The sequence below is a fragment of the Streptomyces sp. NBC_00647 genome, from assembly GCF_045207245.1.
GTDB lineage: Bacteria > Actinomycetota > Actinomycetes > Streptomycetales > Streptomycetaceae > Streptomyces.
Genome location: NZ_CP109040.1, coordinates 1,308,948 through 1,322,921, shown reverse-complemented (window position 1 = coordinate 1,322,921; position 13,974 = coordinate 1,308,948). Strand labels below are relative to the sequence as shown.

Annotated in this window: 10 protein-coding genes; 7 read left to right on the top strand and 3 right to left on the bottom strand. The window is 68.5% G+C overall.

Going from position 1 to position 13,974, the window contains the following annotated elements; genetic code table 11:
* Positions 1–27: 27 nt before the first annotated feature.
* From OG788_RS05875 to OG788_RS05855, 5 genes are all read left to right on the top strand, one after another.
* Positions 28–795, top strand: a complete 768-nt coding sequence (locus tag OG788_RS05875; protein ID WP_406369397.1) for an ArsR/SmtB family transcription factor — start codon at positions 28–30, stop codon at positions 793–795.
* Positions 796–1,017: 222 nt separating this feature from the next.
* The gene (locus OG788_RS05870; protein ID WP_406369396.1) at positions 1,018–2,841 is read left to right on the top strand and encodes a glycoside hydrolase family 15 protein; all 1,824 of its coding nucleotides are present in this window, start codon (positions 1,018–1,020) and stop codon (positions 2,839–2,841) included.
* Entirely contained in the window at positions 2,834–3,820 is a 987-nt protein-coding gene (locus tag OG788_RS05865) for a cyclase family protein (protein ID WP_406369395.1), read from the top strand. Before OG788_RS05870 ends, OG788_RS05865 begins: the two co-directional genes overlap by 8 nt.
* Before the next feature lie 81 nt (positions 3,821–3,901).
* Positions 3,902–5,482 carry a GMC oxidoreductase gene (locus OG788_RS05860; protein WP_406369394.1) on the top strand — a complete coding sequence of 527 codons (1,581 nt, stop codon included), beginning with the start codon at positions 3,902–3,904 and terminating at the stop codon, positions 5,480–5,482.
* A 173-nt stretch (positions 5,483–5,655) separates the two neighbouring features.
* Positions 5,656–6,774, top strand: coding sequence for an IS630 family transposase (locus OG788_RS05855; RefSeq protein WP_406369393.1), 1,119 nt, complete (start codon positions 5,656–5,658; stop codon positions 6,772–6,774).
* A gap of 74 nt (positions 6,775–6,848) precedes the next feature.
* Here OG788_RS05855 and OG788_RS05850 read toward each other — a convergent pair whose 3' ends face one another.
* The 3 genes from OG788_RS05850 to OG788_RS05840 all read right to left on the bottom strand — a co-directional run bounded on the left by OG788_RS05850 (position 6,849) and on the right by OG788_RS05840 (position 10,721).
* A complete protein-coding gene (locus OG788_RS05850) occupies positions 6,849–7,496 on the bottom strand; it encodes a LysE family translocator (RefSeq protein WP_406369392.1) in 648 nt (215 codons plus the stop codon).
* Between the two features lie 154 nt (positions 7,497–7,650).
* Entirely contained in the window at positions 7,651–8,967 is a 1,317-nt protein-coding gene (locus OG788_RS05845) for a DUF2254 domain-containing protein (RefSeq protein ID WP_406369391.1), read from the bottom strand.
* Entirely contained in the window at positions 8,964–10,721 is a 1,758-nt protein-coding gene (locus tag OG788_RS05840) for a cation:proton antiporter (RefSeq protein WP_406369390.1), read from the bottom strand. Before OG788_RS05840 ends, OG788_RS05845 begins: the two co-directional genes overlap by 4 nt.
* Positions 10,722–11,269: 548 nt before the next feature.
* On the opposite strand from OG788_RS05840, the gene OG788_RS05835 reads away from it, so the two are divergent.
* Positions 11,270–12,790 carry a cytochrome ubiquinol oxidase subunit I gene (locus OG788_RS05835; protein ID WP_406369389.1) on the top strand — a complete coding sequence of 507 codons (1,521 nt, stop codon included), beginning with the start codon at positions 11,270–11,272 and terminating at the stop codon, positions 12,788–12,790.
* Positions 12,791–12,817: 27 nt separating this feature from the next.
* Positions 12,818–13,858: a cytochrome d ubiquinol oxidase subunit II gene (gene cydB, locus OG788_RS05830; RefSeq protein ID WP_406369388.1), complete on the top strand. Its 1,041-nt coding sequence runs from the start codon at positions 12,818–12,820 to the stop codon at positions 13,856–13,858.
* Positions 13,859–13,974 lie beyond the last annotated feature (116 nt).

The window sequence follows — 13,974 nt, the reverse complement described above, 5'->3', positions numbered from 1 at the left end:
AGTGTGCGATCAGAGAGTGACTCCGGAATGGACCAGGTCTTCAAGGCGCTCGCCGACGGGACCCGGCGGCGACTCCTCGACCGGCTCCACGGGCACGGCGGCCAGACGCTCGGCGAGCTGTGCGAACACATCGAGATGACCCGCCAGTCGGTGACGCAGCACCTGGCCGTCCTGGAGGCCGCCAACCTCGTCAGCACCGTGCGGCGGGGGCGCGAGAAGCTGCACTACCTGAATCCGGTGCCGCTCCACGAGATCCAGGAGCGGTGGATCGACAAGTTCGAGCGCCCGCGGCTGCGCGCGCTCAGCGCCGTGAAGGAACGAGCCGAGGAAGCCATGACCGACAAGCCGAACTTCGTCTACGTCACCTACATCCGGAGCACGCCCGAGAAGGTCTGGGACGCGCTCACCGACGCCGATCTCACGGCCGCCTACTGGGGCCACAGCAATGTCTCGGACTGGCGCGCCGGGTCCCGCTGGGAGCACCGGCGTACGGACGGCTCCGGCATCGCCGACGTGATCGGGACCGTCGTGGAGAGTGAGCGGCCGACCCGCCTGGTGACCACCTGGGCCGCTCCTGAGGACGAGGGTGACGCGGACCGGTGCTCCCGCGTCACCTTCGACATCCAGCCGCACGCCGACATCGTCCGGCTCACGGTGACGCACGAGGACCTGCCCGACGAGGGCGCGCTGCGCGACGCCGCCTCCGGCTGGGCCGCGGTGCTGTCCAACCTGAAGTCCCTGCTGGAGACCGGCAGTCCGCTGCCGCAGGAGCCGTGGCTGATGCCGAGTCGCTGAAGCGGGCGCGGGCACCCTGAGCGAGCTGTTGGTTCAAGGGAACGACTCCCTCGCCGCTCTTGGCAGCCGGGAGGCTTCTCCGGGCACTCGACTCGGGAAACCGAGTGCATCCGGGACCTGTTCCGGGCCACGCTCCGATTGGGCCGTCCGAGGCTCCGAGAGGCGCCGACATATCGCTTGCCAGATAGTGGATCGCGTCGAAACCTCCTGGATTGGACGCTCATGGACCGCTATCCCCCCATCGCCAACCACGGTCTGGTGGGCGACCTGCAGACCGCCGCCCTGGTGTCCTCCCAGGGCGTGGTGAACTGGTTCTGCTCGCCGAGGTTCGACTCGCCCAGTGTCTTCGCCTCGCTGCTCGATCACGAAGGCGGCGGCTACTTCCGGCTGGCACCGGAGCACGCGGACGTGTCGTGCAAACAGCTCTACTACCCGGACACCGGCGTGCTGGTCACGCGGTTCATGTCACCGGAGGGCGTCGGCGAGGTCATCGACTGGATGCCGGCGAACACCAGCCGCGTCCCCAGTGACCGCCACAGCCTGATGCGGGTCATTCGGGTGGTGCGCGGCACCGTGCGGTTCGTTCTGGAGTGCAGGCCGCGGTTCGACTACGGCCGGGCCGACCACGAGCTCGATCTGCGGCCCCAGGAGGCAGTGTTCCGGGGCCCCGGGATCGCGGGCCACCTGCAGGCGTCCTTCCCGCTGGTGCGGGACGGGCAGGACGTGAAGGGCTCGGTCAGTCTCGGAGTCGGCGAGTCGGCCGTCGCCGTGTTCACGACGTGCGCCGTCGACGGTGAGGCGCCGCCTCCGCTCTCGGTCGAGGGCGTGACGGACGCGTTGTGGCGTGAGGTGGACTTCTGGCAGGCGTGGTTGCACACCTCCCGCTACCGGGGGCGCTGGGCCGAGATGGTGAACCGCTCCGCCATCACGCTCAAGCTCCTGACCTACCACCCGACCGGTGCGCCGGTCGCCGCCGCCACCATGGGCCTGCCGGAGCAGGTCGGCGGTGAGCGAAATTGGGACTACCGGTACTCGTGGGTGCGGGACGGGTCGCTCTCGGTGCGGGCCCTGCTCGACCTCGGGTTCGCCGAGGAGGCGTCGGCGTTCACCAAGTGGCTGGGGGAGCGGATGCGCGACCGGGCGGACCTGCCCGGTGAGCGCCTGCAGATCATGTACCGGGTCGACGGGGACCCCCACCTCACCGAGGAGATCCTCGACCACTGGGAGGGCTACCGCGGCTCGTATCCGGTACGCGCCGGGAACGCCGCCGCCGACCAGCTGCAGCTCGACATCTACGGCGAGGCCATCTACGGGATGGCCGAAGGCATGGACGTCAGCGAGGAGCTGGGCTACCACGGCTGGAAGGGGCTCGCCCGGACGCTGGACTGGCTGTCCGACAACTGGGACCGTCCGGATGAGGGAGTCTGGGAGACGCGCGGGGGCCGCAACGATTTCACGTTCAGCCGGGTGATGTGCTGGGTCGCCTTCGACCGGGGCCTGCGTCTGGCGACCGAACTCAGCCGGCCCGCCGACATCCCGCGCTGGCGCAACGCCCGTGACAGCATCCTCGAACAGGTGATGGACAAGGGCTGGAGTCAGTCCGAGCAGGCTCTGGTACAGCACTACGGCGGGGACGTTCTGGACGCCTCTCTCCTGCTGATCCCGCGCGTGGGATTCCTTTCCGCGAAGAGCCCCGGGTGGCTCTCCACCCTGGACGCCATGGAGCGCAAGCTCGTCTCGGACAGCCTCGTGTACCGGTACGACCCGGCCGCCTCACCGGACGGCCTGCGCGGTTCGGAGGGCACCTTCAGCCTCTGCACCTACCTCTACGTCGATGCCATGGCCCGGGCCGGGCGGATCCGTCCGGCGCGTTACACCTTCGAGAAAATGCACACCTACGCCAACCATGTCGGTCTGTTCGCCGAGGAGATCGGCCCGAGCGGCGAGCAACTCGGCAACTTCCCGCAGGCGTTCACCCACCTGTCGCTCATCATGGCGGCATCGACGCTGGACGAGGCCATTGACCGGGCGCGGCAGCGTGACTGAACCAGGACACGGGCAGCCAGGGCCGGGCGGGCCACAGCCCGACCAGTGCCCACAGAGCCGGGCCGCCTTCGATGCCCTGTATGCCCGCCTGCGGCAGCAGGCGGAGGCCGCCGGATCCTCGCTCTCCGAAGGCGGCCTCGGGGCGTTGGCCGGCATCACACCGGCGAAGATCCTTGCCGCGGCGGGCGAGGTGCGGCTGGGCCTGACGGTGTCGCTGTCGTCTCCGATCGAGACCGACGTGGCTCTCGACAACCCGCACCCGGCCGACCACGGGCTCACCAGCAGCCCAGAGTCCGAGTCCGCCGCCACAGGGCTGCATTTCGCCACGGACCACTTCTCCATGAACGTGCACGGCGACGCGGACAGCCACCTCGACGCTCTGTGCCACGTCGTCTACAACGGCACGATCTCCGGCGGCATCCCCGCGAGCACCGTGACTGCCGAGGGCGCCGGCGCCCTTTCCGTCAAGCTCGTACGGAACGGCATTGTCGGCCGTGGCGTCCTGCTCGACATCCCGCGGCTGCGCGGCGTTCCGTGGCTCGAGCCGGGCGACCACGTCACCCTCGACGATCTCCGGGCCGCCGAGTACTCCCAGGGCGTACGGGTCGGCACCGGGGACATCCTCCTCGTGCGGGTCGGTCACCGCCGCAGGCGTGAGGAGGCAGGGCCGTGGGACGCCTCGCGCAGCCGGGCCGGCCTGCATCCGGACGCGATGGAGTTCCTGGCCGAGCGCCGGGTCGCCGTACTGGGCAGCGACGGCAACAACGACACGGCCCCCAGTCTCACCGAGGGCGTCGACTTCCCTGTGCACGTGCTGGGCATCCACGCTCTTGGGCTGCACTTCATGGACTACCTGCAGTTCGAGGACCTGGTGCCGCTCTGTGAGGAGGGGGACCGCTGGTCGTTCCTCTGTGTGGTCGCGCCCCTGCGGCTCCCCGCGGCAACCGGTTCCCCCGTCAACCCCATCGCCATCCTCTGACCCGGGAGCCGGCCGGCCCTGGGTGCCGACCGGCCCCGGCCCGCCCACACCCGTCCCCCCCCCATGATCCGAGGCGTACCCATGGCAGGAACCGAGCACTACGACGTCATTGTCATCGGCACCGGAGCAGGCGGCGGCACGCTCGCCCACCGCCTCGCTCCTACCGGTAAACGTGTCCTCATCCTCGAACGCGGCGGATACCTGCCTCGCGAGCGGGACAACTGGGAGTCGACCGCGGTCTTCGTCAAGGGCAAATACCGGGCCCCGGAATTCTGGTACGACAAGCACGGCGAGAAGTTCCCGCCCGAGGTCAACTACTACGTCGGCGGGAACACCAAGTTCTACGGTGCCGCGCTGTTCCGCCTGCGCCCAGAGGACTTCGGTGAGTTGCAGCACCACGGTGGCATCTCCCCGGCGTGGCCCATCCGTTACGAGGATCTGGAGCCCTACTACACCCAGGCCGAGCACCTGTACCTGGTGCACGGACACCACGGCGAGGATCCGAGCGAGGGGCCGGTCAGCGACCAGTACGCGTACCCGCCGGTGCAGCACGAGCCGCGGATCCAGCAGCTCAGCGACGACCTGGAGAAGCAGGGTCTGCACCCCTTCCACCTGCCTATCGGCGTCAACCTCACCCAGGACGCCCAAGGAAACGCGGCCCATGGAAGCGTGTGCATCCGCTGCAACCGGGTCGACGGATTCCCGTGCCTGGTGGAGGGCAAGGCCGACGCCCAGGTCATCTGTGTCGACCCGGCTCTGGAGCACGACAACGTCACGATGATCACCGGGGCCGACGTTCGCAAGCTGGAGACCGGCCCGAACGGCCGCAGCGTCGACAAGGTGATCGCCGAACTCGCCGACGGGACGACCGTGGCGTACTCGGCAGACGTCGTTGTGGTGGCCTGTGGTGCCGTCAACTCCGCTGCCCTGCTGTTGCGTTCGGCGAACGATCACCATCCGGACGGCCTGGCCAACGGCTCGGGGGTGGTGGGCCGCCACTACATGCGGCACAACAACCTCGCGCTGATGGCGGTGTCGAAGGAGCCCAACGACACCCAGTTCCAGAAGACCCTTGCCCTGAACGACTGGTACCTGGGCGCGGACGACTGGGACTTCCCGCTGGGCGGCATCCAGATGCTCGGCAAGTCGGACACCGACCAGATCCGGGGCGAGGCGCCGCGGTGGGCGGGCATGGCCTCGCCGGACCTTCCCTTCGCGGTGCTGGCCCACCATGCCGTGGATTTCTGGCTGTGCGGCGAGGATCTGCCTCACGCCGACAACCGCGTCACCCTCGACAACGACGGTGACATCCACCTCAGCCTGGACGAGAAGAACAACACCGAAGGGCTGAAGCGTCTTCAGCACAAGCTCCAGAAGATGCTCGGCCACCTGGGCATGCACCCCCACCACCTGCTGCCGCACAGCCTCTATCTGCACAAGGGCATGCCGATCGGCGCCACCGCCCACCAGGCCGGCACCGTGCGCTTCGGCACCGACCCGCGGACCTCGGCCCTCGACGTCGACTGCAAGGCCCACGACCTGGACAACCTCTACGTCGTCGACACCAGCTTCTTCCCGAGCATCGGCGCGGTGAACCCCTCGCTGACAGCCATCGCCAACGCCATGCGGGTCGGCGACCGCATCGCGGAACGCCTGCGCTGAACCCAGCGCGCACCGCTGCCGCGCCGTCGAAGTCGGCGCGGCAGCGGTGCGCGAGCCCGCAGAGGACGCTCGGGCCCCGGAGATGGGCTAGTGCTCTGACCGGGAAGGTTGGCCGGGTTGATGGTTGCCGCGGTTGGATGTCTGGACGGGTCCGTCCGACTGCTGGGGGTGTGGTGGCTGAGCCTGTTCGTGTGCGCAGGTTGACCGATCAGGAGGGGCAGAAGCTGCAGCAGATCGTGCGCCGGGGGAGCACCAGTTCGGTGCGTTACCGGCGGGCGATGATGCTGTTGGCCTCGGCGGGCGGGAACCGGGTGCCGGTGATCGCGAAGCTGGTGCAGGCCGACGAGTACACCGTCCGGGATGTGATCCACCGCTTCAACGAGATCGGCCTGGCCTGTCTGGACCCTCGATGGGCGGGAGGCCGTCCCCGCCTGCTCAACCGTGACGACGAGGACTTCGTCATCCAGACGGCCACCACCCGCCCGACCAAGCTGGGCCAGCCCTTCACCCGTTGGTCCATCCGCAAACTCGCCGCGTACCTGCGGCAGGTCCACGGCCGCTTCATTCGGATCAGCCGCGAGGCGTTACGGTGCCTGCTCGCCCGCCGCGGCGTCACCTTCCAACGGACCAAGACGTGGAAGGAGTCGCCCGATCCGGAGCGAGAGACCAAGCTGGATCGTATTGAGGAGGTGCTGGAGCGTTTCCCGGACCGTGTGTTTGCGTTCGACGAGTTCGGGCCGCTCGGCATCCGGCCCACCGCCGGGTCGTGCTGGGCCGAGCAAGGCCGGCCCGAAAGGCATCCCGCGACCTACCACCGCACCCACGGGGTCCGCTACTTCCACGGCTGCTACTCCATCGGCGACGACACCCTCTGGGGCGTCAACCGCCGCAAGAAGGGTGCCGCGAACACCCTGGCCGCGCTGAAATCGATCCGGACTGCCCGCCCGGACGGCGCACCGATCTACGTCATCCTGGACAACCTGTCCGCCCATACAGGCACCAATGTCCGCCGCTGGGCGAAGAAGAACAAGGTCAAGCTGTGCTTCACCCCGACCTATGCGTCCTGGGCGAACCCGATCGAGGCCCACTTCGGACCACTGCGCCAGTTCACCGTCGCCAACTCCCACCACCGCAATCACACCGCGCAGACGCGCGCCCTGCACGCCTATCTGCGCTGGCGGAACAAGAACGCCCGCCATCCCGACGTGCTGGCCGCCCAGCGGCGCGAGCGCGCCCGCATCCGTAGTGAGAAGGGCATCCGCTGGGGCGGGCGACCGGCGAAAGCCGCGTGACCCTGCAAACAGCACCGGCAACACTGACGCCATGATGTACAGGCTGGCCGGCGGGATCACGGCAGCGGATGGTTCTACGGGCTTTCGATTGCGAGCCTGCTTGCAAATGCGATCATGGCAACTCCGCCGCTGGCCTTCAGTACCCGGATACGGCGTGTTTTCCCCAAGAACCAGGTCCGCATGGATCCGGCGGCACAGACCCAGATGGTTTCGATGAATGCTTGGACCACGCCTCCGGCGAGGCCGATGACCAGCATCTGGAGGACGGGGTTTCCGCGCGAGTGGTCAACGAACTGGGGTAGGACGGCCATCAGCGACACGATGCTCTTCGGGTTGGCGACACCGACCAGGAAGCCCTGCCGTACCGATCGCGTCCACGACGTCCTGCCCGGGACATCGGCTGTGGCGGAGGGCTCATTCACGGAGTTGGACCGGGCGGAGCGCAGCGCACTGACGCCCAGCCAGAACAGGTAGCACGCGCCGACGACCTTGACGACTACGAAGAGCTTGGCCGATGCCGCGACGATTGCTCCGAGGCCAGCGAGCACGAGCGCCAGGAGTACAAGACCGCCTAGGGCATTCCCCAGCACGATCCACATCGCAGATCGACGCCCCAGGGTGATGGCACGGCTGGTTTCGAGCAAGACAGATGGCCCCGGGATCGCTGACAGCACTGTCGACAGAGTCAGGAAACCGACGACCAGGCTCGGGTTCACGGGCACAGGACGGACGATAACCGAGGGTGGATTCATCGGGGAAGAGGAGTGCCCGGTCCGGGATGCGGTCCCAAACACCTCCAGCGATCAGATCAGACGTCACTGTCCATCCAGCGACGCGCCCCGCCCGCCGCCCCGGCGAACCTTTCCGGCCACAGCACTAGAGGCCGGGCTCGCCACTCGGTGGGACATCGGGGGGAGCGGCCTGGGCCTGCCGTCCTCCGATGCCCTGGGAGTCGGGCGTGCGTGCGCAGGCACGGCGGCGGGCGTCGCCGAACTCTCTCTCGATCGTGGTGTCGAGGAGGCCGAGTTCGGCGCGGAGAGAGGGCCCGCACTCGTCCGGGAGCGTTGCGAGAAGACCTTCGAGGAGGGCCCGGAGCCGTCGGCAGACCTGGAGCGAGGTCGCACCGTAGTCGCGGATCTCGGCGACGGCGAGTTCCAGGTAGTTCTCCCAGGGGCGGCCAGGCAGCACGAGACGCGGCCTGCCGCGGTCGTCGGCGAGCACGTAGTGGCTGCGGAGTCCCACTCGTCCGACGGCATGCAGGAACGTCTCGATGTGGTTCAGCACCTGGACGGCCGTGGTGGGGTCGTTGACGGCTGGTGAGAGGGCGCGGATGGCGATGTCGACCAGGATGCGCAGGGCGAAGGCCGGGTCCTGCTCGATGGTCCGCTCCACGCCGAGGGCGAGGAGGCCGGATACCCGACCCGGATCGGGCGCGGACCGACCACCGTGGATCTCGACGATGGTGCCGTGGGGCGGCACGAAGTCGCCGATAGCGGCGCCCAGTACAAGCACGCAGTCGTGCCGGGCCGCGAGCGAGACCATGCCGTGTGCGTCGACGGCCTGGATGACGCCGCCACGCTCGGACCGGATCCGGGCCACCGGACCGGCCGTCGACAGCGCGCCGTCGGGCACCGCGGTGCTCTGTACGTGCGCCGCCGCTTGGTCGAGGACCCGTTCGCCCAGGCGTCCCACGATGTCGGCGATCGCCACCGGCCGCAGGTTGTGCGTGAAGCGGTTGAGGTAGATCAGCAAGAGGAGGAGGCTCACGGAGACGGCGATACCGGCCAGGGTCACGCCGAGGTTGGGGACAGAGTCGGCCTCGATGCTCCGCAGCAGCGTGTAGGCGAACGAGAAGGTGCCCGTGAAGGTGGCGAGCACGGCCTTCTGCAACCGGTCGCGGTACCAGAGCCGCATGTAGCGCGGCGAGAGAGTGCCGGTGGCCTGCTGGATGACGAGGACGCCGATGGTGACGACGAACCCGAGCAGCGCGATCATCGAGCCGACCACTGAGCTGAGGACGCTGCTCGCTGTCGAGGCGGAGTAGTCCCAGCTCTTCGGCAGCCAGGACGCCCCGTCCACGGCGGAGGACGCCTCGGCCAGGACGACTCCGAGGACGAGCCCGAACAGCGGCACGATCCACAGACTCGCCTTGACGTACTGCCGTAGCCGGAAGCGGGTGGCCCACGAGGTCATGCGGAGCCCATCAGGACGGCGGTGTCGCCCGGCAGAGGTGTGATCGTCTGTCTTCCGGTGACCGGGGCGAGCTGGCCGTCGGCGCGGACCACGAACAGGATGTCGCGGTCCGCGGGGATCGGCTGGGAGCCGGGCTGCACGTGGAAGCGCGCGCCCCTTTCGTAGCGGGCCGCCAGGCGGTGCCGGACAAGCGCGCGACCGAAGAGGATGTCGCCGCCGGTGTAGGGGGCGACCACGCCGTGGCTGTCACGCGGTGGCCCCACCCGGTAGACGGGCCCCTGCACGTTGTCCTTGATGACGACGGAGGCGAGGGCGTTGAAGTCGTCGTCGTCGGTGAGCAGGAACACCGCGGTGACGCCCTCCAGGCGTGCTCGGGGGTTGGTCGCGGTCGCCAGCATCTCCCCGTGCGCGAGTTCGATTCCAGATGCGGTGATCCGCTCGCGTTCCTCCTCCAGCCCGGCCCACATCAGCACGTCGAGTCCGGCAGTCTCCAGCGCCTTCCCCAGGCCGATGACCCACGGAGCGCCGCCCACCAGGAGCGGCCGCGTCCGTGCGGACCGGACGACACCCAGCTTCCGGGCCACCGGCGCGGCCGTGAGGGCGTAGAGCAGGACCGTTCCCACGATCACGAGGAAGGTGATCGGCAGGATCTTGGATGCTCCGGGCAGCCCCTTCGCTACGAGGGTGGCGGAGAAGGCGGACGCGGTCGAGGCGGCGACGATGCCGCGCGGTGCCATCCACCCGATGAAGCCCCATTCGGCCACGGTCAGGTCGGAACGCCAGGCGGAGGCGTACGCGATGAGCGGCCGGACCAGGAGGACGAGTACGGCGATCAGGATCAGCGAGGGGACGAGCACGGGCACCACGGAGGCGGGGGTGACCGCGGAGGAGATGGAGATGAACAGCAGGCCGATGATCATCTGGACGAGTGTTTCGAGGAAGGGCCGGCGAGCCGGCATGTCCATCCCCCGCAGGTTGGTGATGGCGAGTCCGGTGAAGATGGCGGCGATGAGGCCGGTGTCGTCGCGGACGATGTCGCAGCCCGCGGAGACGAGGATCACCGTCGCCAACTGGGCGAGGGTGCCGAGCGTTTCACCGAGTCGCAGCTTGTGCAGCGTCAGCCAGAGAATGGCGGTTCCCACCGCGCCGCCCACGAGACCGACTCCCACGCTGATGAGGAACTGTCCGATCTGGTAGCCCCGGCCGAGGTCGACCCGGTGGGAGGTCGAGACGGCGTGGAAGACGACGGCTCCGAGGATGGCGCCGATCGGGTCGGTCAGTGTTCCTTCCCAGATCAGGATGCGCCTCAGCCTGTCCGTCGGCCGGACGTACTCGAGCAGCGGGCCGACGACGGTGGGACCGGACACGACGAGGATCATGCCGATCATCGCCGCCACCCGCAGCGGGATGCCGAACAAGGCCGGCCCGATACCCCCGACGGCGAGGAAGGTGACCAGGATGCCGATGATCAGCAGCCGGACGACGATTCCGCGGGTGCGGCCCGTGAGGTTGCGCAGGTTCAGCCCGAGGCCCGCGTCGTAGAGGATCACGGCGACGGACAGCGAGACCAGCGCGGGGAAGTCCGGGCCGACGAGCCGCGCGGGGTGAATGACGTCGGTCAGGGCTCCCGCGGTGAACCCCACCGGCAGGAGGATGATCAGCGCGGGGACACGCAGCTTGTTCGCCAGGATCTGCGAGCCCGTGGCGAGCGCGACGGTCAGGGCGATGCCCAGGAGAATGTCCTCGTCCGTCATGGCGGTCGCCCTCCTCGTAAAACTTGTGGCCCGTGGGGTTCCAGCGCGTCCACAAGACCTGCCCCCGCCTACGGGGCTCTTGGAACCCGGCTGCGTCCGGCTCGACGCTGACGAGGGTCGCCTTCAGAACTCCGCCGAGCCCGCCCCGCGCCCAGGCCAACTTGGGCACGAGACGGGCTTCTCCGAGATCCAATCGACTACATCCACGTTCGGCACGCACCGCCACGGAGCCGTCCGGGTGACCCTGACCGTTTGCCCTGCCGTCCGGCAGGGGCGTCGAACGGCCCGGGCGACGGAGATGTCCTGCGCCCGTTCTGTTGCGCGGGCATCCCGACCTGCGAGCTGCCCCGGCGGGCACGCGCAAGATGCCATCGCCGCATGCGGTCGCCGTCCGCAAGCAACTCCGGGCGTTCCGGAACGAGCGAATACCCCGAACGGATGGCCACTGGCTTCCGGGAGTGCGTTTTGTCGGCCATCCGGGAACCAGTCTGTTTGTCTTGGGCGGCGAATCAGCCTGCGCTGCGGTGCGATGCGATGGATGAGGACAGATGAGTCAGCTGGACCTGGCGCGGCTGCAGTTCGCGATGACGTCGATCTACCACTTCCTGTTCGTCCCGGTGACCATCGGCCTCAGCCTGCTGACCGCGACGCTCCAGACCGCCTGGTACCGAGGCGGACAGGTCGCGTACCTGCGGCTGACGCGGTTCTTCGGGACCCTGCTGGTGATCAACGTCGCCGTCGGCGTGGTGACCGGCCTGGTCCAGGAGTTCCAGTTCGGCATGGACTGGTCGGGCTACTCCCGCACGGTCGGTGATGTGTTCGGGGCGCCTCTGGCGATGGAGGGCCTCGCCGCGTTCTTCCTGGAGTCGACGTTTCTCGGGCTGTGGATCTTCGGCTGGGACAAGCTGTCCAAGCGCGTCCATCTGGCGACGATCTGGGCGGTGGCAGGAGGCAGCGCGCTGTCCGCGCTGTTCATCATGGCCGCGAACTCGTGGATGCAGCACCCGGTCGGCTACCAGGTCGACCCGTCCACCGGCCGCCCGCAGCTCGATGACGTCTGGGCGCTTTTCACCAACCCCGTCTTCCTCCGCGGCTACCTGCACGTGCTGCTGGCCGCACTGGTCACCGGTTCGATGGTCATGCTCTCCGTTTCCGCCTGGCAACTGCGCAAGGCCCTTCGCGATGACAAGGGCGGCACCGAGGACGAGGCCAAGTCCCAAGCCCAGACCCAGTCCCAAGCCCAGTCCCAGTCCCAAGCCCAAGCCCAAGCCCAGTCCCAGTCCCAAGGCCAGGACGACCCGGCGGCGATGAAGGGGGAGGCCGCCGGCTTCCGGCTGTCAGCCCGTCTGTCGCTGTTCGTCCTCGTGCCGGCCCTGATGTTCGCCATGCTCGTCGGGAGTGAACTCGGCGTGACCGAGGGCAAGTACCAGCCGATGAAGATCGCGGCGGCCGAGGCGCAGTGGGAGACCTGCCAGCCCTGCTCCTTCTCCCTCTTCCAGATCGGCGGCGGCAACAACGACCAGACACCCACGCAGATCCTGGAAATCCCCCACCTGCTGTCCCTGTTGGCCACCAACCACTGGAACGGCAAGGTTCTCGGCCTCAACGAGGTCAACAGCCAGTACCAGCAGGCCTACGGTCCGGGCGACTACGTGCCCAACGTCTTCATCCAGTACTGGGCGATGCGCGTCATGGCCTACCTCGCCTCGCTCGCCCTCCTCCTCGGACTGTGGGGCCTGTGGCTGCTGCGCCGCGAACGGCTCACCCGCTCACGCTGGTTCCTGACCGCGGCGGTGTGGGCCGTAGTGCTGCCGTTCCTCATCAACACCTCCGGCTGGCTCCTGACCGAGAACGGGCGCCAGCCCTGGATCGTGCAAGGCATCCAGTTGACGAAGAACGGGGTCTCCTCCTCCGTCAGTACCGCCGAGGTCGCGATCAGCATCGTGGCCTTCTTCCTCCTCTACGCCGCGATGGCCGTGATCGCGGCCGTGCTGATGACGCGCCACACACGCAAGGGCACCGGCCCCCTGCACCAGGACGACCAGCCCGCAACCGAGATGACCTACTGAGGTCACGAGCCACCCGGAAGGCCCGCGATGGCATTCACCACCCTCTGGTTCATCCTCGTCGCCGTGCTGTGGACAGGCTTCTTCGTCCTGGAGGGCTTCGATCTCGGAGTCGGCATGCTCCACGGACTGCTCTCCCGCAAGGAATCGAGCCGCCAGGCCGTGCTTCACACCATCGGACCGGTATGGGACGGCAACGAGGTCTGGCTGGTCACCGCCGGTGCCGCGATGTTCGCCGCCTTCCCCGGCTGGTACGCCACCCTGTTCTCCGGCTTCTATCTCGCCCTTGTCCTGCTGCTGGCCGGACTCATCGTCCGCGGCATCGCCATCGAGTACCGCGGCCGGGTCGACAGCGTGCGATGGCGACGGAACTGGACGGTCCTGCTGACCGTCGGCAGTGTGACCGTGCCCCTGGTGCTCGGCATCGCCCTGGGCGACCTGCTGCACGGTGTACCCATCGGCCGCGACCAGGAGTACGAGGGCACCTTCGCCGACCTGTTCACCGGCTACGGCATCTTCACCGGCATCACCCTCACCGCGCTCTGCCTCCTGCACGGCGCGACCTTCCTCGCGCTGAAGACCAGCGGGGACGTCCGCGAGAAGGCCCGCAGGCTGGCCCGCCGCATCGCGGTGCCCGCCGGCCTGGTGGTCCTCGCCTTCGTCTTCTGGACACGCTCGCTCGCGGGCGGCGGCATCCTTCTCAATCTCGCCGAACTCGCCGCCGTCCTGGCCGTCGTCGCCGCGGCCTGGCTGATCAGCGGCGGCCACGACGGCTGGGCGTTCGGCGCCACGACTCTGGCGATGGCCGCGACCGTGGCGTCACTCTTTGCCGAGCTCTTTCCCAGGGTCATGGTCTCCAGCACGAGCGGCGCCTTCGACCTGACCGTCCACAACACCGCGTCCGGCCCTTACGCGCTCAAGGTCCTGACCGTGGTCGTCCTCGTCCTGCTCCCTGTCGTCCTCTGCTACCAGGGCTGGACCTATCACGTCTTCCGGCAGAGGATCTCCGCCGACCACTTCCCCACGCAGGGTCAGCCTGCTACGCCGTCCACGGCCCGGCCGGACCAGTGAGAACGGCGCGTTCGTGATGCGGAACGCCGAAACTCGGCTGATCCAGCCCGGCGACGTCGTGCTCGCGGGCAGGGACTGACTTTGTCGCTCGCCCCCAAGGTCCCATCAGGGGCCAG

Excerpts from the sequence above, each read along its gene's own strand:
- OG788_RS05875 (WP_406369397.1), top strand. The coding sequence starts at position 28 with ATGGACCAGGTCTTCAAGGCGCTCGCCGACGGGACCCGGCGGCGACTC.
- OG788_RS05870 (WP_406369396.1), top strand. The coding sequence starts at position 1,018 with ATGGACCGCTATCCCCCCATCGCCAACCACGGTCTGGTGGGCGACCTG.
- OG788_RS05860 (WP_406369394.1), top strand. The coding sequence starts at position 3,902 with ATGGCAGGAACCGAGCACTACGACGTCATTGTCATCGGCACCGGAGCA.
- OG788_RS05845 (WP_406369391.1), bottom strand. The coding sequence starts at position 8,967 with ATGACCTCGTGGGCCACCCGCTTCCGGCTACGGCAGTACGTCAAGGCG.
- OG788_RS05840 (WP_406369390.1), bottom strand. The coding sequence starts at position 10,721 with ATGACGGACGAGGACATTCTCCTGGGCATCGCCCTGACCGTCGCGCTC.
- OG788_RS05835 (WP_406369389.1), top strand. The coding sequence starts at position 11,270 with ATGAGTCAGCTGGACCTGGCGCGGCTGCAGTTCGCGATGACGTCGATC.
- cydB (WP_406369388.1), top strand. The coding sequence starts at position 12,818 with ATGGCATTCACCACCCTCTGGTTCATCCTCGTCGCCGTGCTGTGGACA.